This window comes from Ensifer sp. Root31 (assembly GCF_001424825.1).
Classification (GTDB): domain Bacteria; phylum Pseudomonadota; class Alphaproteobacteria; order Rhizobiales; family Rhizobiaceae; genus Ensifer; species Ensifer canadensis.
In genome coordinates, this window is the sequence record NZ_LMCO01000032.1 from 32,202 (window position 1) to 54,033 (window position 21,832).

General features: G+C 59.3%; 20 protein-coding genes and 1 pseudogene. 11 read left to right on the forward strand and 10 right to left on the reverse strand.

Annotated elements, in window-relative coordinates; all coding sequences use genetic code 11:
* From ASD00_RS24325 to ASD00_RS24340, 4 genes are read right to left on the reverse strand one after another with little or no spacing between them, the layout of a single operon-like run.
* The gene (locus ASD00_RS24325) at positions 1–891 is read right to left on the reverse strand and encodes an NmrA family NAD(P)-binding protein (protein ID WP_057209632.1); all 891 of its coding nucleotides are present in this window, start codon (positions 889–891) and stop codon (positions 1–3) included.
* A complete protein-coding gene (locus tag ASD00_RS24330; protein ID WP_057209634.1) occupies positions 888–1,922 on the reverse strand; it encodes an ABC transporter substrate-binding protein in 1,035 nt (344 codons plus the stop codon). The genes ASD00_RS24325 and ASD00_RS24330 overlap by 4 nt, the downstream gene beginning before the upstream one ends.
* Positions 1,923–1,932: 10 nt before the next feature.
* Entirely contained in the window at positions 1,933–3,165 is a 1,233-nt protein-coding gene (locus ASD00_RS24335; RefSeq protein ID WP_057209636.1) for an acyl-CoA dehydrogenase family protein, read from the reverse strand.
* Between the two features lie 12 nt (positions 3,166–3,177).
* Positions 3,178–4,218, reverse strand: coding sequence for an ABC transporter substrate-binding protein (locus ASD00_RS24340; RefSeq protein WP_057209637.1), 1,041 nt, complete (start codon positions 4,216–4,218; stop codon positions 3,178–3,180).
* A gap of 293 nt (positions 4,219–4,511) precedes the next feature.
* Here ASD00_RS24340 and ASD00_RS24345 point away from each other — a divergent pair, with 293 nt between their 5' ends.
* From ASD00_RS24345 to ASD00_RS24365, 5 genes are read left to right on the forward strand one after another with little or no spacing between them, the layout of a single operon-like run.
* Positions 4,512–5,498, forward strand: coding sequence for an ABC transporter permease (locus tag ASD00_RS24345; RefSeq protein ID WP_057209638.1), 987 nt, complete (start codon positions 4,512–4,514; stop codon positions 5,496–5,498).
* Positions 5,498–6,505 (forward strand): ABC transporter permease, encoded by a 1,008-nt coding sequence (locus ASD00_RS24350; RefSeq protein ID WP_057209639.1) that lies wholly within the window; start codon positions 5,498–5,500, stop codon positions 6,503–6,505. Before ASD00_RS24345 ends, ASD00_RS24350 begins: the two co-directional genes overlap by 1 nt.
* 2 nt (positions 6,506–6,507) lie before the next feature.
* Positions 6,508–7,506 (forward strand): ABC transporter ATP-binding protein, encoded by a 999-nt coding sequence (locus tag ASD00_RS24355; RefSeq protein WP_057209640.1) that lies wholly within the window; start codon positions 6,508–6,510, stop codon positions 7,504–7,506.
* Positions 7,484–8,428 (forward strand): oligopeptide/dipeptide ABC transporter ATP-binding protein, encoded by a 945-nt coding sequence (locus tag ASD00_RS24360; protein ID WP_057209642.1) that lies wholly within the window; start codon positions 7,484–7,486, stop codon positions 8,426–8,428. The genes ASD00_RS24355 and ASD00_RS24360 overlap by 23 nt, the downstream gene beginning before the upstream one ends.
* Before the next feature lie 14 nt (positions 8,429–8,442).
* Positions 8,443–9,504, forward strand: a complete 1,062-nt coding sequence (locus ASD00_RS24365; RefSeq protein ID WP_057209644.1) for an aldo/keto reductase — start codon at positions 8,443–8,445, stop codon at positions 9,502–9,504.
* Here ASD00_RS24365 and ASD00_RS24370 read toward each other — a convergent pair.
* Entirely contained in the window at positions 9,479–9,817 is a 339-nt protein-coding gene (locus ASD00_RS24370; RefSeq protein ID WP_063963345.1) for an amidohydrolase family protein, read from the reverse strand. The genes ASD00_RS24365 and ASD00_RS24370 overlap by 26 nt on opposite strands.
* Positions 9,818–10,123: 306 nt before the next feature.
* On the reverse strand, positions 10,124–10,984 hold the full coding sequence (locus tag ASD00_RS24375) for a hypothetical protein (RefSeq protein ID WP_156407937.1): 861 nt from the start codon (positions 10,982–10,984) through the stop codon (positions 10,124–10,126).
* Between the two features lie 582 nt (positions 10,985–11,566).
* Here ASD00_RS24375 and ASD00_RS24380 point away from each other — a divergent pair.
* A complete protein-coding gene (locus tag ASD00_RS24380) occupies positions 11,567–12,718 on the forward strand; it encodes a hypothetical protein (protein WP_244496122.1) in 1,152 nt (383 codons plus the stop codon).
* Between the two features lie 510 nt (positions 12,719–13,228).
* Here ASD00_RS24380 and ASD00_RS24385 read toward each other — a convergent pair.
* Positions 13,229–14,167: a LysR family transcriptional regulator gene (locus ASD00_RS24385; RefSeq protein WP_057209648.1), complete on the reverse strand. Its 939-nt coding sequence runs from the start codon at positions 14,165–14,167 to the stop codon at positions 13,229–13,231.
* A gap of 214 nt (positions 14,168–14,381) precedes the next feature.
* On the opposite strand from ASD00_RS24385, the gene ASD00_RS24390 reads away from it, so the two are divergent.
* Genes ASD00_RS24390 through ASD00_RS24410 form a run of 5 tightly spaced genes read left to right on the forward strand, consistent with a single transcriptional unit; the run spans position 14,382 to position 18,945 of the window.
* Positions 14,382–14,963, forward strand: a complete 582-nt coding sequence (locus tag ASD00_RS24390; protein ID WP_057209650.1) for a flavin reductase family protein — start codon at positions 14,382–14,384, stop codon at positions 14,961–14,963.
* The gene (locus ASD00_RS24395; RefSeq protein ID WP_057209652.1) at positions 14,963–15,394 is read left to right on the forward strand and encodes a nuclear transport factor 2 family protein; all 432 of its coding nucleotides are present in this window, start codon (positions 14,963–14,965) and stop codon (positions 15,392–15,394) included. The genes ASD00_RS24390 and ASD00_RS24395 overlap by 1 nt, the downstream gene beginning before the upstream one ends.
* Positions 15,391–16,992 (forward strand): 4-hydroxyphenylacetate 3-hydroxylase N-terminal domain-containing protein, encoded by a 1,602-nt coding sequence (locus tag ASD00_RS24400; RefSeq protein ID WP_057209654.1) that lies wholly within the window; start codon positions 15,391–15,393, stop codon positions 16,990–16,992. Before ASD00_RS24395 ends, ASD00_RS24400 begins: the two co-directional genes overlap by 4 nt.
* On the forward strand, positions 16,892–18,016 hold the full coding sequence (locus ASD00_RS24405; protein WP_082523712.1) for a maleylacetate reductase: 1,125 nt from the start codon (positions 16,892–16,894) through the stop codon (positions 18,014–18,016). The genes ASD00_RS24400 and ASD00_RS24405 overlap by 101 nt, the downstream gene beginning before the upstream one ends.
* Positions 18,017–18,033: 17 nt before the next feature.
* Positions 18,034–18,945: a dioxygenase gene (locus tag ASD00_RS24410; RefSeq protein WP_082523713.1), complete on the forward strand. Its 912-nt coding sequence runs from the start codon at positions 18,034–18,036 to the stop codon at positions 18,943–18,945.
* Positions 18,946–19,680: 735 nt separating this feature from the next.
* Here the strand turns inward: ASD00_RS24410 and ASD00_RS24420 are convergent.
* The 3 genes and pseudogenes from ASD00_RS24420 to ASD00_RS41915 all read right to left on the reverse strand — a co-directional run.
* Positions 19,681–20,124 carry a carboxymuconolactone decarboxylase family protein gene (locus ASD00_RS24420; RefSeq protein WP_057209658.1) on the reverse strand — a complete coding sequence of 148 codons (444 nt, stop codon included), beginning with the start codon at positions 20,122–20,124 and terminating at the stop codon, positions 19,681–19,683.
* A gap of 35 nt (positions 20,125–20,159) precedes the next feature.
* Positions 20,160–20,567 carry a cupin domain-containing protein gene (locus tag ASD00_RS24425; RefSeq protein ID WP_057209659.1) on the reverse strand — a complete coding sequence of 136 codons (408 nt, stop codon included), beginning with the start codon at positions 20,565–20,567 and terminating at the stop codon, positions 20,160–20,162.
* 206 nt (positions 20,568–20,773) lie between these two features.
* A pseudogene (locus tag ASD00_RS41915) lies at positions 20,774–20,968 on the reverse strand (IS110 family transposase); the annotation flags it as partial.
* Positions 20,969–21,832 lie beyond the last annotated feature (864 nt).

Genomic DNA, 21,832 nt, shown 5'->3' on the forward strand with positions numbered 1-21,832 from the left:
TTACTCGCTGAGCGCTGCCTCTGCGGCTGCATGTTCGGAGATGAAGGCTGCGACACTGCGCGGTGGTCGGCCCAGCAGCGATTTCACGACATCGGTCGTCGTGGCCGCACGACCGGCAGCGATCAACTTCGCGAATTGCGCTATGGCACGGTGTTCGAAGTCGGCATCGCCTGATGCCGCCAAAGGGGGCTTCTCGACGACGGCAAACCGCCGCTTCAAAGTCGTCGAGAGCAGATCGGCGAGCTGGCGCGCGCTGACGATGTCAGGACCGGTGAGATTGAGTGTTCGCCCAGTGACGGTGTCGGCGAGAAGCTGATCGACGGCGACATCGGCGATATCTCGTGCATCGATGTAGCCGACACCGGCGTCGGGATTGGCCGCTGCCACCGTATCGGTAGCGATTGCCTGGCGGACGGCGTTGGCGAGCGAGACCTGCATCCAAGCATTCGGTCGAAGCGAAACGGTATCCAGTGCAAGACTGTTGAGGTGCCGCTCGACAGCGGCGTGGGCATCGCCGGAGATGGAATGACCGGGCGGGTCGATGGTCCAGTCGGAACCTGAGATCTTGACGATGCGCCGGCCGCCGGCCGCTAAGGCGGCATCGGCTGCGCTGATCTGATCGGTGACGAGCCTGGCGCTGATGGGCGACAGGAGCAGGAGCCGTCCGGCGCCGCGTACCGCGGTATCGAGCGAAGTACGATCGCCGAAGTCGCCGACGGCAATCTGTACGCTTTCGCCAAACAGGCGGCGTGCGGCATCGGGCCGGCGCGTAAGGATGCGAACCGGTTGTTTCAGAGCGGCCAGCCTCCGAACGATGAGCTGGCCGAGCTTGCCGGTGGCGCCGGCGATGATGGTTGTCGCACCGGTGACAGGAACTGCTGCTTTGCTCATGCGGCCGCCCGCCGTGATGCGGCCTCCAGCGGCCGGTGATCGATCCAGCCAAACACGTCGAAGTCGGCCGGAAGGAAGCCCCATTCGAGCAGGAAGCGTTTGAAGTGGTCGAAGGCAGCCAACTGCTCATCGTCGAGTGTCAGCTTGAGATGGCTGTGGACATCCGGACCATTCGCAGCCCGGATCGCGTCTTCGCCCACGCCGATTTCATTGGCGATGAAGCGCACCGCTTCATTCGGGTTCGCCTCCGCCCATTCGGCAACACGTGCGACCGTTGCGACAAGGCCCGTGACAAGGTCGAAATGCTCGTCGAGAAATTTGAGGTCGACGGTCAAGGGCCTCGGCGTACCGTTGTTGATGCGGATCTTTGCATCAGAGTGGAAGCCGAATTCCGAGACGACGACGGCGCCGATCTGATTGGCTAGCACCAAACCTTCGGCACCCTTGACGAAGAAGGCATCGATCTTGCCGCCCGCCAGCGCCAGAAGCTCGTCGCCGTAGGGATAGCGGCGCTTCAACCCGAGAAACGCGGCATTGCCCCTTTCGATCAGGTTTGCCTCGCTGCTGTCGAGATAGACCAGTTCGACATCGCGATGGGTGAGCCCCTCAAGCTCCAATGCGGACACGATGCCTTTCAACGCGGTGGCGCGCTGGAAGTCGACGATGGCTTCATTCGGTTTGCGCGGCACCCCGATGCGCCGGCCCTTCAGATCCGAGCCTTTGGCGATGCCTGAGCCGGGAAGCGCGATGATCGCCTGGAATTCGTCCGTGGTCGTAATGCCGACCACTCGGGTCTGCCGTCCGCCCGATCGTGCCCAAAGGGGCGGGATGTTGCCACCCTGGCGGAACGAGTGGTCCAGCGTATGGGTGAAATGGCTCTCGCGGACGGTCTGATCCTTGCTGTCGCGGATCGATCGAACCGCGACACCGGTGGCTTCGAACTGCCGATCGACCCAGCCGAGTTGGTGGGCGATCGACAGGGGCGTGGGGGCCGGGCAACGGGTGTACCAGACGGAATTGAGTGATGACATCGCGAGGCTCCTAGCTGCGGCCGACAACGGCAAGGCGGGGTTGTTGATGGGTGCGAACCGGCACCGGCTCCAGCGGCAGCGCCGGGGCAGCGGCGTGCCGGCTGAGTGCCGCCTTGGCGAGCATCGTGCGGATCAGGTTGTTCTGCGGCGCATGGGCCTTGCCGGACAGCGCATCGCGGTGGTGACGCTCCAGCGGGTTGTCGCGGCTGATGCCGGGATTGCCGCCGAGTTCCAGTGCAAGCGTGGTTGCGGCGATCGCATTCTCGATGACGGTGTGCTTGACCGCCGCCGCATCCGGGCCGAATGGCCGACCGGCGTCGAAATCCTCGGCAATAGACCGGAGCAGCCGGCGATTGACCGTCAGCAGGACCTCGATCTGGCCGAGCCCGTCCTGGATGCGCGGCACGGTGGAGAGCGGTGCGCCGAGGCTTGTGGGTGCCCGCGTGGTGGTGAACTCGATCAGCCAGTCGCGGGCGCCGCGCGCAGCACCGTCGTAGATCGCTGGCACAAGGCTGAAGTACCAGGCGCCCATGCGTTCGTCGCGTTTCAGGCCTTCGCTCGCGGGCGCTATATCAAGCACATCCTCCACCGGAACGGCGACGTCGTCGAGGATCAGATCGTCGCTGTTGGTGGCGCGCATGCCGGTGGCGTTCCAGGTCTTTTCGACGCGAATGCCGTCGGCGGACGTCGGCACGAGAAACGACCCGAGGCGCGGCACCGGCTCGTCGGTGACGGCGAGCACGGCGACCCAACGCAACAGCGGAATGCCAGTCGCATAGGTCTTGTGGCCAGTAATCCGCCAGTGATCGCCGACCCGGCGCGCGATGGTCTCCGGTAAAGAGCCGTGTGACGGAGATCCGACACGCGGTTCGACCTGCGCAGCATTGATCAGCGCCACGCCCTCGCGGTTGGCCTTGATCACCCGTTCGACAAGATGCTCCGGCCATTTGCCCGAGGTGCGCAGCGAATAATGCTGGTTGTAATGCATCGAGAGAACGAGCGCTGTGGACGGCTCGCCGCGGGCAATCGCCGAGACGACCGAGAGCGCTTCGGTCAATCCGCCGCCCAGACCGCCTTGCTCCGTCGCGGTCACGAGGCCGAGCAGCCCGGCTTCGTGAAGCGCATCGAAATTGGCGAAGGGAAATTCGCCGGTTTCGTCATAATGCCGGGCGGTCAGCGCAAAGCGCTTTCCCAAGTCCTCGGCCCTTTCAATCGCCAACTCGATTTCAGTTGCGGCGGTCATCGGCTTCTCCGGTCAGGCAACGGCGCGTGTTTCGAGATCGGCCCAGGGACGACGATCAACCCAGGCTTCGATGTCGAAGTTCTGGGCAAGGAAGCCCCACTCGTGCAGGAAGTCCTTGTAGTGACCGATCGCGTCCACCAGCTCAGGCTCGAGACCGATCCCAAGATGGCGATGCAGGTCCGGGCCGTTGGCGGCGGCGACGACCTCTTCGGATGCGCCGACTTCGCGGGCAACGAAGCGGCGCACGTCATCCGGATGCGCTTCGGCCCAGGCGCTTGCGCGCTTGAGGGTCTCGATCAGCTTTGTCACCAGATCGGGCCGGTCCTCTGCCAGCCGCTCGTCGACCGTCAGGATGCGTGGTGAGCCTGAATTGATGCGGATTTTGGGGTCGGGGTGGAAACCGAACTCGGTCACGGTATGGGTGGCAAAAAGGTTGGCGACGCTGATGCCGGGCGTGCCCTTGACATAGATTGCATCGACATCGCCGCGAAGGAGCGCTGCGATTTCAGGGCCATAGGCCTGCCGGTTGCGCAGGCCGTAGAGCTGAGGTCCGTCTCGATTGTCGAGCACGGTATCTTCAAGCGGGATGTCGACGATTTCGACATCCGTATGCGTCAGCTCTTCGAGCGACAAAGCAGAGACAAGGCCCTTCAGAGCGGTAGCCGCCATGAAGTCGACGATGCCGGGAGGGCGCCGGGCAATGCCGAAGCGACGGCCGACAAGTTCCCGCGTCGTCTTGATGCCCGTTGCCGGCAAGGTGATGATGGCCTGGAACTCATCGGTCCAGGTAATGCCGACGAGCCGCGTCGGATTTCCTTCCGAACGGGCGCGGATTGGCGGGACGTTGCCGCCGTGGCGAAACGAGTAATCCAGATGATGGTTGAAGTGGCTGGACCGGATCGTCCGGTCCTTGCTGTCGATGATGGAGTTGAGGGTGATGCCCTCGCTGGCAAAGGCTTCGTCGAGCAGACCCAGCTGGGTCGCAAGGCCGACCGGGGTCGGGACCGGGCAGCGGGTATACCAGATTTGTGAGATAGTGTTCTTGCGCGTCATGGATCCTCTGCCGTCCTCAAGATGATATCAGGAAGCCTTTTCCGCTCAGGGCGCGCTTTGTAGTGAGCTGTTGCCGAGCGGTTCGCATTTTGAGAATAATCCACCGAAATCAGTGTCTTTTGAGAGCTGTATGGAAAACTGGTTCTCGCAGATCGCCGTTGTCGGGTCGAATTTACCAAAACACGTTTGACAAAGCCTATAGAGTTAGTCAACAATAAAATCATCGGCGTGGGAAATCCGGGGCCGACGACACGTTTCGCCTTGTGCGAATTTTCAAGTGAGAGACGACAGGCATGCCGGCTTTGGTCAGAATTGTCAGAACGCTGCGACGCACGCTGGTCCAGGCAATTCCGACGCTGCTCGGGATCATCATCCTCAACTTCTTCCTGCTGCAGCTGGCGCCGGGAGATGCTGCCGACGTGCTTGCCGGCGAGGCGGGTTCGGCAACCGAGGAAAGCGTGGCAGCACTCAGGGCCCGCTTCGGGCTGGACAGCCCGGTGCTGGAGCAACTGGCGACATACCTCAACAATCTCGCGCATTTCAGTCTGGGATTTTCGCCGCGCTACGGCATGCCAGTCGCCGACCTGATCGCCCAGCGCCTACCGGGCACCTTGACTCTGATGGCGGTGGCGCTCGTCATCGCGATCTTCCTCGGCGTCGTTCTAGGATCCTTGATGGCGACATTTGCCGGACGTCTTCCCGATCGGCTGCTCTCGGTCTTCTCATTGCTGTTCTACTCGATCCCGAGCTTCTGGATCGGCCTGATGCTGATCGTCTTCTTCTCGGTCAAACTCGGCTGGCTGCCAAGCGGCGGCTCAGGCACCATCGGCTCGCGGCTCACAGGCTGGCCGGCACTGCTCGACACGGCGCGCTATATGGTGCTGCCGGCGACGTCGCTCGCGCTTTTCTACGTGGCGATCTATGCCAGGCTGACGCGGGCCTCCATGCTCGAAGTCAAAAACCAGGATTTCGTCCGCACCGCCTATGCCAAGGGACTGACGCCGTTCGGCGTTACTGCCAGGCATGTGCTGCGCAATGCCCTGATCCCGATCACCACCATGGCCGGCATGCACATCGGCGGCATGCTTGGCGGTGCCGTCGTGGTCGAGACGGTTTACAGCTGGCCGGGGCTCGGCAGGCTCGCCTTCGAAGCGGTCATGGGCCGTGATTTCACGGTGCTGCTCGGCATCCTCCTGTTGTCCTCGCTTCTCGTCATCATCGCAAACGCTGCCGTGGACCTCGTTCACGCCTGGCTCGATCCTCGAATTGGAGCACGCTGATGTCCTCGACCGGTGTCGGAGCACTCCGCAATATTCCAGGCGCCACCTATGCGCCTGCGACAGAAAATGAGCAGCCTGCCGGGGTTGCGCCGACGGAGGGCCCGGCCTGGTCCAACGTGAAGGCGCCGGACGCGCGCTCCCAGCAAAGTGCGACGATCGCAATTACCAATGGGCGACGCGCCATGAGGGTCTTCTTCGCCAATCCGAACGCGCTGTTCGGTACTGGCTTTCTCGGCCTCGTCATCGCCGTCGCGCTTCTGGCGCCCGTGTTTTTCCCCGACGACCCGCTTTCGATGGTGGGGCGGCCGTTCCTGTGGCCGGGACAGGATCCGGCCTTTCCTCTCGGAACGGATTCGCTGGGACGCGACGTGCTATCAGGCATCCTGCACGGCTCGCGCATCTCGCTGTTTGTCGGGCTGACGGCGACCGCACTCGGGCTGACGTTCGGCGTTCTGGTTGGCGCAGTTGCCGGCTATTTCGGCGGCTGGGTCGACGATATTCTCGTCAGGCTCGTTGAGATCTTCCAGACGCTGCCGAGCTTTGTCCTTCTTGTCGTCCTGGTGGCGATCGCCCAGCCCTCGGCGACCACCGTGACGCTTGCGATCGCCGTCATCTCCTGGCCGACCGTGGCACGGTTGACCCGCGCCGAGTTCCGCGCAATCCGCGAGAAGGACTTCGTCATGGCTGCCCGCAGCCTTGGCTTCGGCCATGCCCGCATCATTTTCCGCGAGATCCTGCCGAACGCCTTGCCGCCGATCATCGTCACGTCGTCGGTCATGGTCGCGACCGCCATCCTGATGGAATCGGCATTGTCCTTCATGGGGCTCGGCGATCCGAATGTGGTCAGTTGGGGCTCGATGATCGGGACCGGCCGAGAGCTGGTCAGAACCGCCTGGTATCTGACGGCACTGCCTGGGCTTGCGATTGTCTTCACGGTGCTGGCGCTCAACCTCATCGGTGACGGATTGAACGACGCCCTCAATCCCCGCTTTTCGCAGGATCGTTGACGATGGCTCCCTTGCTTCGGGTCGAAAACCTCACCATCGGCTTCCCACGTGCAGAACCGGTTCGCAACCTCTCCTTCGAGGTTGCTCAGGGCGAGACGCTTGCGATCGTCGGGGAATCCGGATCCGGAAAATCCCTGACCGCGCTGGCTTTGATGCAGCTGCTGCCGCGCGCGGCAAGGGTGACGAGCGGCCGTATCACGTTCGGCGACCGCGACCTGCTGGCACTCGATGCGCGCGAGATGCGGCGCCTGCGCGGGCGCGAGATCGCCATGATCTTTCAGGAACCGATGACCAGCCTCAATCCGGTGATGACGATTGGCGGTCAGATCGGCGAAGTGCTGAAGGTTCACGAAAGGCTTTCGGGAAAAGCGGCGCGGGCGCGCGCTATCGAACTCCTGCAGCTGGTCCGTATTCCGGGAGCCGACAAACGGGTCGACGACTATCCGCACCAGCTGTCCGGCGGCATGCGCCAGAGGGTGATGATCGCGATGGCGGTCGCCTGTCGGCCGAAGCTACTGATCGCCGACGAGCCGACCACCGCCCTTGACGTCACGATCCAGGCGCAAGTGCTCGATCTGCTCGACACGCTCAGGCGCGAGCTACAGATGGCCGTTGTGCTCATCACTCATGATCTGGGTGTGGTTGCGCAATGGGCCGACAGGGTAGTGGTGATGTATGCAGGCCGTAAGGTGGAGCAGGCACTGCCGGCAGACCTCTTCAAGGATCCGCTGCACCCCTACACGCGCGGGCTGCTTGCCGCTTCGCCGCGGTTGAAGAACGATTTCCACTATCGCAACGGCGCTTTGACCGAAATTCCAGGATCGATCGTCTCGGCGGTGGGCGAGGCGGGCTGTCCCTTCAGGCCGCGCTGCGCCCAGGCGTGGGCGAGCTGCGGCCACCATATCCCGCCCTTGACCGCCCCGGCACCCGATCGCCTCGTTGCCTGCCCCTTCACCTCGTCCATCAAGGCCGTGCCCGATGCCCTTGCTCTCAGCCACTGACCTCAAGACCCACTACCAGAGCCGTGATGGGCTTCTGCGCTCTGTCGATGGCGTCGATCTTCGCGTCGAGCGCGGGGAGACGGTGGGGCTGGTGGGTGAAAGCGGCTGCGGCAAGTCGACCCTCGGCAAAACTCTTCTTCGGCTGGTTGATCCGACCGAGGGGCGGATCGAATTCAAAGGCGAGGACATCACGCTCATCGACCAGCGGCGATTGAGGAGCGTGCGCAAGTCGATCCAGATGATTTTCCAGGATCCGTTCGCGTCGCTCAATCCGCGCCACACGATCGGTGAAATTCTCGAAGCGCCGCTGGTGGTGCACAAGGCAGGCGGGAGCATGGAGCGACGGCGGATCGTCGCCGGCATCGTATCGAAAGTCGGGTTGCCGGCCGATGCCATCAACCGATATCCGCACGAGTTTTCCGGCGGCCAGCGACAAAGGATCGGCATCGCCCGCGCGCTGTTGCTCAATCCGGAGCTGATCGTCTGTGACGAACCTGTCTCGGCCCTCGACCTCTCGATCCAGGCACAGATCCTCAATCTTCTGGTCGAGATGAAGAAGGAATTCGGCCTTTCCTACATCTTCATCAGCCACGACCTTTCAGTGGTGCGCTACTTCTGCGACCGGGTGATGGTCATGTATCTCGGCAGGATCGTCGAAAGCGCAGACAACGAGACGCTGTGGTCCGATCCGCGCCATCCCTATACGCGTGCTTTGATGGAGGCGGTGCCCGATCCATCGCGCCCGCGCCACGCCGCCCCGCTTGGCGGTGATCTGCCGAGCCCCAGCAACATTCCTTCCGGCTGTCGGTTCCACACCCGATGCCCATTGGCGGCGGATCTGTGCCGCACCGCCGAACCCGAATTCCGCTTCATAGCACCACGCCACAAGGTGGCCTGCCATTTTGCGGACAGCATCAACTGAAATGGAGATTTTAAATGGTTGAGTATCGTTATCTCGGGCGCAGTGCCCTCAAGGTATCACCGCTGACACTCGGGTCCATGATGTTCGGTAACCAGACGCCTGATGATGTCGCCTTCCGCATCATCGACAAGGCACGCGAACAGGGCATCAACTTCATCGATACGGCCGACGTCTATCACGACGGCAAGTCGGAAGAGGTGGTCGGGCGTGGCATCAAGGCCGACAGGGATCACTGGGTGCTGGCGACCAAGTTCGTCAATTCGCACAAGAAGGGACCCAACCTCGGCGGCTACTCGCGCAAATGGGTTTACCAGACGGTCGAGAACTCACTGCGCAATCTCGGCACCGATTACATCGACATCCTCTATTTCCATCGCGCCGTGTTCGACGCGCCGCTGGAGGAGCCGGTCAGGGCTATCGCCGATCTGATCAAGGCCGGCAAGTTGCGGTATTTCGGCGTCTCGAACTTCCGCGGCTGGCGCATTGCCGAGATCGCGCAGCTCGCCGATGAACTCGGCATCGACAGACCGGTCGCAAGCCAGCCGCTCTACAACATCGTCAACCGCACGGCGGAGGCCGAACAATTGCCGGCGGCAGCCGCCTATGGGCTCGGCGTCGTCACCTACAGCCCGCTGGCGCGCGGCGTTTTGACCGGCAAATACAATGTGGGCGAGGCACCTGGCGCTGATACGCGGGCGGGCCGCGGCGACAAGCGCATGCATGACGTCGAATTCCGCGACGAATCCATCGCGATTGCCAAGCAAATCGCTGCACACGCTCAGGCGAAAGGCATTCCCGCCGCGGATTTTGCGCTCGCCTGGGTCCTGAACAACCGTCTCGTCACCTCGACCATCGGCGGACCGCGGACCGAAGAGCAATGGGACGGCTATGTCCGTGCGCTAGACGTGAAGATCGATGCCGATGACGAAGCCCTGGTCGACCGGCTGGTCGCTGCTGGCCACCCATCGACCCCCGGTTTCACCGACCCTGGCCATCCGCTCGAAGGCCGGCTGCCGCGCTTTGGCGCGGCGGAGGCAGAGATCATTCCGCTCACACGGGCGCAGCGCGTCGCCTGAGGCGGCTTGCCCGGCTGTCTGCCGGGCAAGCTCCGCTCAAAAAAGGAAGCCCCGGACCGAAAATCCGGGCTTCGTTTTGTCGGGTGTCTATTCGGCGGCGGCAGCCCTTTGTCTCTCGCAAGCCGAGGAGGCGCCTGGCATTGCCGCCGGCAACACGTCGGAAATCCATGTCGTTTAGTCCGGCTTCCGCGAGGCTCTCGGTCAGGCTCTTGCCGTCGAGTGCGGCAAGGATCGGCCAGTCCGTTCCGGCCAGCACCCGCTCTGCGCCGAAGAAGCCGGTCAGGCTGCGGATGATCTCGGGATCGTGCCCCATCGTGTCGAAATAAATGTAGGGGCGTTTGCCGGCCGCGCGCTCGGGCGGCTCTCCGCGAAAGCGCGGTCGTAGCTTTCATCTGGTGCGCCACAGCTGATGGTAGGCCCTCTTACTTGAGCCAACAACTTCTTCGGTGGATCGGCATCTCTACGGACGACAGTCGAACCGCCCAAAACCAAACCAAAAATGGCAACCCCAATTATCGAGATGGTACATTCGGACGACAGGTTCTCGTTTCGACGATGAGCGGCGGGCTGGATACAGCGCTGCACATGTACAGCGACGGCCGTGATTGTGCGACCCACCCTATAGGCGACCGCGTTGTTGTCTGCTCGCAAAACCAGCGCTCCACCATCTGATCCGCAAAGGCGACCAGCGTTGTTCGGACTTCGCGGTTGTCGCAGGCTTGCCGGAACTCACCATCTCATCCTTCGGCGACTCGCAGTTTTCGTCGATCCATTCAAAGAACTGCGAACCCGTACGGTGATTGTGAACAAGCAAGGCGTCATCGACTTGCAAGGCGAATTCAGCATGCACTGGGTCGGTGAAGCCGATGAACAGCATCCTCTGCCGCATAGCTGAACCACTGATCGATGTCACGCGGGCATCCACCAGTCCGATAGTCGCGTCCCAATGTGCGTTCATCAGCGGACTGCGGTCGAAGGTCAGCGCCAGGTCGGAGTACGCGTAGACTTCCGGCAGCTTGAAGAAGTGTTCTATTTCCTCACGGCTGAGTGTGCCGTCGTCGTGCTTGAGCGCCTGACTATGGACCGGGCCAATTTTGTACTCGCTTACCAGGGATCGCTCTTGAAGCCGCTCCGTGCTCCTATAGGCATAGCCGTTCCGACAAATGGCTAGCTTTATGGTTGCACGCTCGAACAATGACGGCTTTTCACGAACCTGATCGATGGTCGTCTTCAGATCCCTGACGTACTGGGTGTAATGAGTTATTGTCATGCCGATCTGCCCGACCCGTTTTTGCGTCCGACAGCAAGAGACCGTCGCCGCGCGTGTTATGCCAAGATGTTGGTTACGGGCATGATAGCCTTCTCTGCCGCTTGTTTTAGCTATACGCATGTTTGATTCTGGCAATTCCTCTTGCAGACGCGGCCTTTGTTCGGAACACATCTGCTTGTAGAAAAGGCGTGGTCGCGGCGCACTAAGCAACTTGCTTCTCCAGGCTGACATACAGCTGGGGTGCGGTTCCCGATCCGTGCCAAACCTTCGTATAGCTTCGGTTTCGCCGCAGGGTACCTATCATTGCGTCCATGCCGGCACCATGTCCGACGGTCGGCGGGAACGAAGACGAGGTATCCTGAGTGCAATCGAATGACATATCCTCCCGCTGTTCACAGGAAGCGCCCCCTCTAGTGCGCGTTTCTGAATACTGCGAGCGTGCCGGAGTAGGTGAGGCGGAGGAGAGGCGACTGATTGTACAACTGGGTTGCCGCGCTTCTCAGAATGAATTGCAGATCAACCTCACGCTCTTGCCGTTCAGAACCCGATAATTTTGGGGCCACTTCTGCGAAAGGCTTCCGATCTTCGTGCGCGAAGACGCGGAGTGATCTTGATCGGTATGTCCGCCGTGGCTTCCATGCGAAGAGCTGGAGCGGGGCTAGGTAGCCACCAGGCAAAGGTCGCTGTTACGACTTCAATGGCTGCGCCTCCATTGCGAATTTTTCGGGCCGGCGCACGAACTCATTGTCGCGTCCTTTCAGTGAAAACATCCTCTCAAAGAAAGTGACTTCCATGTGGAAGCAGATCCAACCGCCGATACGGGTTTTCTTTGCTTGGGCAATTATCACCCTCGCGCCAATACCGGCATTCGCTCACGTGAAGTGGTTTGCCCCCTACATCGTTGGGGCACCGCCTGAGCTGGTCGGCGATACCTTGCAGGATACGTGGTTCTGGGCAGGAATTGCCCTGGTCCTGGTATTCTTCATTCTAACCCGCATCTTAGAGCGCACATCTGTGGGCGAAACAGCCATCAACGCTTTGAACTGGATGACCGATCCCCTGTGGATGCGCCAGGACGACTACATCAGGTCGATCATCGCCGCGTTCTTCATTGCCATTTTTGCCGTCGGCGGCGTGTATCTGACACCAGATCTCAAGACCCCTGCTGAGTGGGTCTCCTGGCTTCAGTTCGTGATTGCCTGTTGCATTTTCTCCAGACGCACCATGCCCATCGCCGGAATTGGAATTGTCGCCCTCTGGGTACTGGCGTTGCGGGACTATGATCTCTTCCACCTGTTCGACTACCTGGCGTTGGGTCTCGGTGTTGCCGGATATCTCATACTTGAGCCTCTCAAGAATGAAGAACTAAGGTCGCGCCGTTTTGAAGCGTTACGCTGGGGCCTTGCGATCGCTCTGATGTGGTCAAGTCTCGAAAAATTTGCTTTTCCAAGTTGGTTTTATCCCCTGGTCGTGGAGAAGCCGTTTCTCACATTTGGCATGCCGAGAGACGTCTTCATTCCGATGGCCGGCGTCACCGAGTTCACACTTGGCTTCGGTTTGCTTTGGACCCCGTTGATCCGCAGGCTCTCCGCGATCGTGCTGCTCGTCATCTTCACGGCCGCGGTCTGGCCATTCGGTCGTGTTGACCTGATCGGCCACGGCTTAATCATGGCCATTTTGATCGCTGTCGCCGCTGACCACCGCAGGGGCGTCGACCTGATGACTGCCTTCAAACGCCGGGTGGTCAATATTCCTGTCGGGCTCTCAGTCGCGTTGGTCGTCTTCTGTACCGCATACTGGGGTTTGCACTTCGTATTCTATGGCGCGAACCGTGATGGCTCTGTTGGTCACGGAGCGAAGACAACTCATAGCTACAGTGTCGAGCATCCTCATGGTCCGGGCGGGCCAGATGACCACAAGTTGGAGCCGCATGCGCATCCATAAAGCAGTTTACAGCCGAGGTGTGTTAGCTTGCCGCATGGAGCCTCGGTATTGAGCAGCACGAGACCGTTGTCGCCGGAAGCAGCGAGAGTTCGGGACCATTCTCGAGTGATCGGTGTTCCGGCGCGGCGCGTGAACGCAATGACAGGAAGCGGTTGATCATCATGGTGGCTGGCCACGACCCTGATTTCAGGAGGCTCGATTTCCTTGAAACTGGCGATGACATATGAATAAACAGATCTGCAACAGCGTGTGGATATTTGCCTAAGTCGGCCATCGTTCCGGGCGAAGGCGATTTCTCTTGCCTTGTTGCCTAGCGCCGGCTTGCCTGCTCGACATTTTGGTGTCGAACTCGATGCCGCGGTCGGTCAGGAAGGTCTCGAAGAAGATTGGCTGGCAGTTGTCGCCGTCGCCCTAGAGCCATGCGGCAGATTTCGTGAGAAAAAAAGTCGCCCCCATTGGCCGCGATAGCGGCTTACGATCGAGATCAATTCTCCGCGCAGGCCGGCCTATTCAACGCATTGGGGGCGCAGAGCCGCCTTGGATTTCGGCTGCTGTTTTTCGCAAGCAATCACGCAACCAGCAGTGTGCGAGATTACTCGTGTGCCTTGGGTGCCAAAACATGCGTTCATGAATGTCTGGTAACAACATCGGCGGTTCCGCGCCTATTATGCCCGGCGCTGCAAGCTCGCGGATTACCCTTTCCAATACTAGACTTATCAAATTGGAGTCGCGCAGAAGGAACGGGACCAGTACGAAACTTTCGACCGTTGCCGCAATTCGGCGGCTGATGCCCTCTCGCGCCAAATGCTGGTCGGCCAGGTTTGGTCGCCGGTCGGGGCCGATGCCGTACGCAAGGTGCGACGAGCGAAGGAATGCATCCATCGAAACCTTGCCCGCGCCCCCAACTGCCTTGTTCCTGCAATCGGCAGCACACAGCCATCTGTCACTCAGAAGAGGCTCGGACGGGAAGTCGCTATCGGGAAGCAATTCGCTCGGCTCGATCACAACGTCCACGAGGTCGTCATGGAGCATCTTTTCGGTGTCTCGCGAACGCGGAACAAGATGGAGGGTTATCTGCGGCGCTTCAGTCTCCAAGCGTTTGATCAGTGGCCCCAGCAAGACGAGAACGGCGTAATCTGAGGCGCTTATGGTGAAAGTGCGAGCATCGAGCAGCGGATCGAAACCACCTTGTTGCATAAGGGTTTGCTGAACTTTGCTCAGAGCATCCCTTAGCGGTTCCACCAAGTTTTCCGCGTTCTGAGTCAGCGCCAATTGGCGGCCCACGCGAACCAGCAATGGATCATGAAACAGGTCTCTTAATCGACTGAGAGGAGCGCTCGTCGCCGATTGGCTTAGTCCAACAAGCTCACCTGCACGGCTTACGCTCTTCTCACGAAGCAAGGCCTCGAGGACCACTAGCAGGTTAAGATCCACTCCCCGAAGGTTCATAATTGCTCCTCCCTATGTATCCGTTAGCTCGATAGATTCCTTCCGAATAATCGATTGGACACATTACGACAGCAGCGTAACATCCAAGTCAATAAAAAATCTTTGGGAACGAAAGCAAATCCGCAGTCGATTGTTAGTATATCTAGCGATCATGAGTGTCCATCTTGTTCATTAGCGAGTGCAAACAAAGTAACGTTTGCGCAAAGGAGGAGTTATGCGCAATCAAGACAATGTCAATTCTTCATTTGAAGATGTTCACGATGCTTTCCCGCCGTGGGAGCTCAATGCTGGGCCGGAAGCGCTGGCATTTCGGTCGGCGATGCGCAAATTCGTCGGCGGCGTCACCATCATAACGACTCTCCATGAGAGCCGTCCATGGGGCATGACCGTAAGCGCCTTTAGCCCGGTATGCATGGACCCCCCCATCCTGATTGCTTGTGTAAATCGAGACACGGTGACTGCCAGCGACATCACCCGTGATCCCCATTTTGCCGTGAACATCCTCAGTGAGGAGCAAGTGGCAGTCTCGCAATTTTGCTCAAGGCCCCGAGAGGACAAATTCATTGAGGATTTCGTTTTCCCCTCGGCAGCGGTTCCCGACAGGATTCAGATGCCCGTCCTTAGGAACTCGCTCATAACTTTTGATTGTAGAGCAAACACGACATTTGTCGTGAACAGCCATCTCGTAATGCTGGCGCAGGTCCGGGCGGTCCTCGCGCCTTCTGCCAAGAAGCCGCTCCTTTACGGAGAAGGACAGTACATGCAGGGGGTTTCAATGCAGAGGGCTATGTCGTGATGGAAGCCGCTGCAATAACTGCTGTCGTCAGGGCGTTCTGCGCCGCCTACAACAGTCATCGCACGGGCGATGTCGCTGCACTCTACACAGTGGATGCAATCCACCAGGACATCGCTCATGGTCGCTCCAAAGAAGGCGCGCAGGCCATCGCCGATGGCCTGCAAAAATTCATTGGCTGGTTTCCCGACGCCCAATGGAAGCTCGGCTCCATAATCGCAGGCAACGAGGGCAGAGCCGCGATCCAGTACACATTGACTGGGACCTTGTGCTCCTCGCTGGGACCGATTGTCCCTCGTGGCCAAAAAATTTCTCTGCGCGGGTTGATGGTTCTCACTCTCGAGAACGGAAAGATCGCGCGCAGTGAAGACTACTGGGACGCAACGACGTTCCAGAAACAGCTCGACTGCAACACTCCAGAGGAAAGATCATGAGAACGGGTAAAGAATATCTTGAATCGCTACGCGACGAACGCCGTGTTTATGTCGGTGGGGAACTTATCGACGATGTCACCACTCATCCTAAGACGCGAGGCTATGCGCAGGCGATAGCGGACTATTACGACTTGCATCTCGATCCCGCCAATCAGGACATCGCGACGTTCATCGACGAGAAGGGCAACCGCCAGTCCATGCATTGGTTCCTTCCCCGGACGAAGGAAGACGCAGTCCGCCGACGCAAATACGCCGATTTCATCTTCCGTTACTTCAAAGGCGGCATCTTCACCCGCCCTCCGATGGGTATGAACTGCGTGATGTTCACACAGGTCGACGACCAGCAGCCATGGGCCGACAATTCCCGCTTCAAAAACGGTCATCGCGATCTGTCCGGCAACATCCAGCGTCAATGGGACGAGGTTACCAGCAAGGATTTGGCCATCTCTCCGATGTTCGTTGACGTTCAATTCGACCGCGGTCGGGTTGAAGCACTGAGCGAGACCCCGATGCTGAGCATCGTGGAAGAGCGCGACGACGGCATTCTCGTAAGAGGTTGGAAGGCTATCGGCACATCTGTTCCTTTCGTCAACCACATCCTCATCGGCAATCTCTGGCGGCCGGGCCAGACATCTGAGCAGACGGTCTACGCACTGGTTCCGATTGCTACCAAGGGTATCTCGGTAGTCGCCCGCGAGTCCCGTGTTCAGCCCGACGCAGACCCCTACGATCGACCCCTGGCTACCATCGGCGACGAACTCGACGCCATGGTTTACTTCGAAGACGTTCTGATCCCCTGGTCTCAGGTGCAGCATATCGGCAGCCCCGAGCATGCCAAATGGTATCCACAGCGCCAGTTCGACTGGGTGCATCTGGAAACCCAGATCCGCCATTGTGTTCATGCCGAACTAATGGTTGGCCTCGCGCTTCTGCTTACTCAATCCCTCGGAACAAGCAACAATCCGGTGGTTCAGTCTCAGCTTGCTGAAATGATCAGGTTCCGTGAAACCTGCACGGCCTTCATGCTGGCTGCCGAAGAGACCGGCTTCGCTACTCCGGGAGGTCTCTTCAAGCCTAACAACATCTACATCGACTTTGGTCGAGCTCACTATCTGGAACATCAGCCGAAGATGGTGAACATGCTGATCGAGTTCTGCGGCCGCGGGATCGTGCTTCAACCGACGAAGCGGGAGCTCGATGATCCTTACCTCGGTCCGAAACTTGCCGAGGCACTCCGTGGGGCTGAGATCAGCGCACATGACCGTATCAAGATCTTCCGCCAGATCAGCGAGCGGTTCCTGACGGAATGGGGCACGCGCCACGAGATGTTCGAAAAGTTCAATGGAACGCCGCTCTATCTCATAAACCTTCTTACGCTCCAGCGTACCGAGTACCATGTAGACGGCCCTCTCACTGCGCTCGCACGCGAAGTGCTTGGTTTCGGCGATACCGCCGAGCTCGGAAAGCGCGCGCAGGAAGCTGAGAAGAACGCCCATTATGCCAACGTTCGCTTCCAGCCGGAATACGCTCGCGCTCAGGACGTTCACGAGGGCTACATTGGCTCTTCCGGGGACCGGGCTACCGTCAACGCTGCCTGATGAACCTGTGCCGGCGCCGCTTTCGCGCCGGCACGACCTCTTTGAGCGGCTGGGCATGAAGCGCGCGCTCTTTCTTGCGACCCCTGGACAGGAAGATTACGTAAGAGAGTGCGCCCGATCGGTCGGTTCAGTCGCCGTTGGCGTGTTCCCCAACTCTACGATGCACACGCCAGTGTCGGTCACCGAAGATGCGCTTCGGCTGGTAGATGATCTGCGTGCCGACGGGATTGTGGCCATCGGCGGGGGCTCCACCACGGGGCTGGGCAAGGCGATCGCCTGGCGAACGGACCTTCCCCAAGTCGTTGTTCCCACGACATACGCCGGGTCAGAAATGACGCCAATCCTGGGTGAAACGGAAAACGGTCAGAAGGTCACCCGCACCGATTCCAGGATTCAGCCTGAAACCGTTATCTACGACAGCGACCTGACCAGGACGCTGCCGAGAGACGTCGCCGCGGCAAGCGGCATAAATGCGATGGCGCACGCCATCGAGGCTCTCTATGCCGAAAACCAAAATCCGGTCGTGAACCTGATCGCCGTCGAGGCAATCGGCGCCTTGTATGGAGCCTTGCCGCATCTCTCGGACGGTCAAGACGACGCGACGGCAAGAGAGAGGGTTCTTTACGGAGCGTGGCTAAGCGGAATTTGCCTCGGATCAGTTTCAATGGCTCTTCACCACAAGCTCTGCCATACCCTGGGCGGCATGTTCGATTTACCGCACGCCCAAATGCACGCGGCGCTTCTCCCTCATGTGGTGGCGTACAATACCCCAGCCATTCCTGACGCCGTCAGCAAGCTACGCGGAACCTTCAATCGTGATCCGGTGCAGTCTTTGTATGAGTTAAACCAAAAGCTCCGGATCAAAGCAGGTTTAGGAGAACTGGGGATGCCGCTGGACGGCATCGAGCCCGCAATCACTGCTGTTCTGGCGCAACCGTACAAAAACCCCAGACCTTTGGAGCGGAAACCCCTGATCGAACTACTTAAGCGCGCCCATGAGGGATCGCGTCCCGAACGCAGTTGAAAGTTGGAGGAGCAAGAATGAATACGAGGACGACCACCAAGGAAACTGCTTTCCTGACTGAAGAAAACTCGGTTGGGACGGTAAACGCCCGTATGGGTTCCAAAATAAGTCCGCGGATGAAGCTGGTCATGTCAGCGGTGGTGAAGCATCTCCACATGCTGACGAAGGAGATTGAACCGACGCACGAAGAGTGGCAGCAGGCGATCAGTTTTCTAACGGCGGTTGGCCACAAATGCACGGATTGGCGACAGGAATTCATATTGCTTTCCGACGTCCTCGGACTGTCGATGCTAGTCGAGGTCATCAATAGCCGTCGTCCCGCTGGCGCAACGGAAAATACGGTGCTTGGCCCATTTTATGTCCCGGAGGCCCCGCGTTATCAAAACGGGACAAATATCTGTCTCGACGGCAAGGGCGAGCCGCTGGTTGTGAAGGGCAGGGTGACAGATCTGGAGGGCAATCCGATACCTGGGGCCCTGGTGGATGTCTGGCAGACAAACAATGACGGATTCTATGACGTTCAACAAAAAGACATCCAACCTGATTGGAACCTGCGGGGTGTCTTCACCGCCGAGGAGGACGGGACGTACTGGTATCGCTCAACCAAACCCCGTTACTACCCGATTCCAGATGATGGCCCGGTCGGACAACTTCTAGGGCAGCTAAATCGACACCCGAATCGTGCCGCCCACATCCACTTCATCGTCAGCGCGCCGGGCTACGAGCCTGTTATAACGCACATCTTTCCAAATGATTGTCGCTATCTGAATGAGGATACGGTCTTCGGCGTCAGGGAGTCCCTTATCGCTCACTTCAAAGAAGTTGACACGCCTAATGAGGCCGAAAAGCTTGGGTTGAAAAATCTTGGACAGTTTAAGCCGTTCCACTTCGTCAACTGGGACTTCGTGCTTACACCTAGCGCAAAATAGCGCCCCGCAAATCACCGCTTTCCCCATGGTAACGGGTGCCAACGACTTCGATGAAGCCAGTCGCCCCGTCGAAGTGGCGCTTGCCATCCTGAACGCGCACACATCGCTGTCCACGGATCAATTCGGTGGACAGCGCCGACTGTTTCCGACGCAGGATCAATTTTCCGGGATCGAGCGGCGTCACTCATGGGTGGGGTCTCACCACCATCGCCAGGTTACCGCGATTTGCGCGGGACCTCTGCTTATCGGCAGCTCCGCCTAGCGGACGATACGTAAAAATTGAGGTTCTCACGTTGTACGAAGCGGCTCGGGTTTGGGAAGGGCGGAAGCGTAAAATCGTGTCGCCGAAGTTCTCAATGGAGCCAAGGCGGGTCGTCTGCAACGCGTTTCCGACTCCGTGGCGTCTTCGAAATTACCTACACGGCGAATTCGCCGAAAGAACCTGCTGGGCGGTGTGTCTTGGCCAGAGGCGGCCCGGGCTCCAATAGTAGGCGTCCGGGCGATTAATCCGCTCCCAAGAATTGGGCATTGTCGTCCGGATGCAGTGTCTTGCTTTCAACTAGTAACGCAATAGCGTGAAAAAAGAACTTACGAATTTTCGACTGTCAGCTTCGCGGCCCGGTTCGAGAGCTCGTGGGTCCGGCGCTGTCTTCTGCCCGATCCCGTCAAGTCTACATGCCGGCACGGGAACCGCTGCGCCACACAGACGTAGTCAAGATGGCGCAGCGCGGTCAATCAGGCAGGATGAGTAGCCCTGAATCCTACCTGAATCCGGTTCCAAAGATTGATCGCTCCGATCGCAAGGGACAGCCAGGATCGCTCTTCTGCGGTAAAAGCCTCCTCGATCAGCGCCCAATCCTCGTCGGGTGCCCCGGTCTGCGCCACGTTGGTCAGCGCCTCTGTCCAGGCAAGAGCAGCGCGCTCGCGTCGGGTGTAAATCGTTGCCTCACGCCACCCCGTCAACAGATATAGGCGCATCGGCTCTTCGCCGTCCTTGAGAGCTTCTGTAGTGTGCAGATGGATACAGAACACGCAGGAATTGATCTGCGACGCGCGCAATTTAACAAGGTGCAGCAGCTTCGGCTCCAGCGGACCATTCTTGAAAGCACCCTCAAGCGCGAAGAGGTGTTTGATGCCCGGTTCAGCTAGTTTGAAGTAGTCGCTTTGACGAGATTGCATGGTTTGCTTTCCTTTCGTTTTTCAGGTTGGACTGTTCATTGGACGGGCATAACCGCCGGCGCGTCCTTCTTTTTCAGCAGCACCACAACGAACCTCGCCGGACTGGTCGTGCTCGCGTTCCTACTAATCAGGTGAATGTCGGAAGGGCTTTCGTAGTAGGTCTCCCCTGGAGCGACGGTAACCTCTTTGCCACCCTTCACCTGCATCACGATCGAGCCCTCCAGTACGTAGACGAAGGCGTGAGCGTCGTGTCGGTGGATGGGCGATGAGCCACCTGGCTGATATTCGACCGACAGCATCAATCCCTCCTTTCCGGGATAATCCTGCAAGTCCTTGGACATCAACGGCGTGACCCTCGCGCCGTCGTCTGCCGCGATCGCGACTTGTACGGCTCCTAGAGCAACAACGGCAGGAACAAGCATGGTTCGAAGAATAGACTTCATCATGGTCTCCAATGAAAGAACTCAAGGGGCAAAACACCTCCATTTGGCGGCTTTCCTTGGGTTCGGTTGTGTTTTGACCGGCATTTGCGCCGATCGGCTAAATCTCTTCCTTCCGCTGGATGGGTGATTCCTCGGTTGTCGAACCAGTTTCCAGTGCGTGACCTGATGCCTGTGGCTTCGGTCACAGAGTGGCGTTTGGCTCCCGGCACCCGGCCAGAGCGTAGCGTCTTACCCGCCGAATCCTGCACCACCAGATGGCTGTAGGATTTGTGGTAGTCCACCCCGATATGGTAATCATAAGAGGCAGTCATGCTTCCAACTCCCTTGTTGAGATCTCGAAAACCCCAATAAGATAAGCCGAAAGGCTGGAAGCGTGACTGTCCCTCGATCATCATCGGCATCTCTCAGTGATCCGTTCTCTCAGCGGGCGCGGCCTTTTTCATGCCACCTCCTTAGCGGTTCCGGCGACGGCGGAACCAAAGAACTGGAAATGTCGCAAAGTCGCTGAACAGTGCCCTCGTTCCGACGAGCGGTTTCATGGGCTATTTCCTGCAGAGTGACGCAAGGTCGGCCAACCACCCGTCGGGCATCCCGTGGATTGCTTTTCCGCCGGGCAGCAGTGCCAAGTCACGGAGTCGAACACCCAAATAGAGCGCTTCGGGATCGGCGAGCGCGCTGTCGGTGTGGAAATACTTAAGACCGGTGATTTCCAATGCGTCGATGGCGGAGCAAGAAGAGCAGCCCGCGCAACTATCGCCGCGGCATCCCCGGCCGGAATCGGATGCCGAGGGCCCACCGTCTGAGACAGCATCGCTTCTCGCACCAGGCGTCGCAGTGCCGCTGCGATTGTTCTGCTGCGCGACAGTGTTCACTTTTGAACCTGTTCGTCCCGTTCTGCCCATGACCTTCACAGCTGGATCCCTTCAGTGTGTTATCTGAGTTGCAGAAGTCCGTGGTCTCGATTGCAACCGCGCTATCCGCGCTTCGGCGCTGGTGGAAGAATGATGCAACACGGGGTGTCATAGCTATTATTCGAACCGGCGTTTGCTCACGACGTGGCGATAGGTAGCCCTAGACCTTCTGCTAGCTTGCCCTAGACCGTATGTTCGTGGGGTGAAGGTGGCCGCCCCCGCGGTAAGCTGAATTCGGGGGTTGCTCTGGATAGGCCGGAGCCGAGCCCCACGCTTAGCGAGGGCGAACCATGAAAGAAGATAGGGTAATTTTCATCGGCTTGGATACGTCCAAGCTGAAGATTTCGGTGGCGG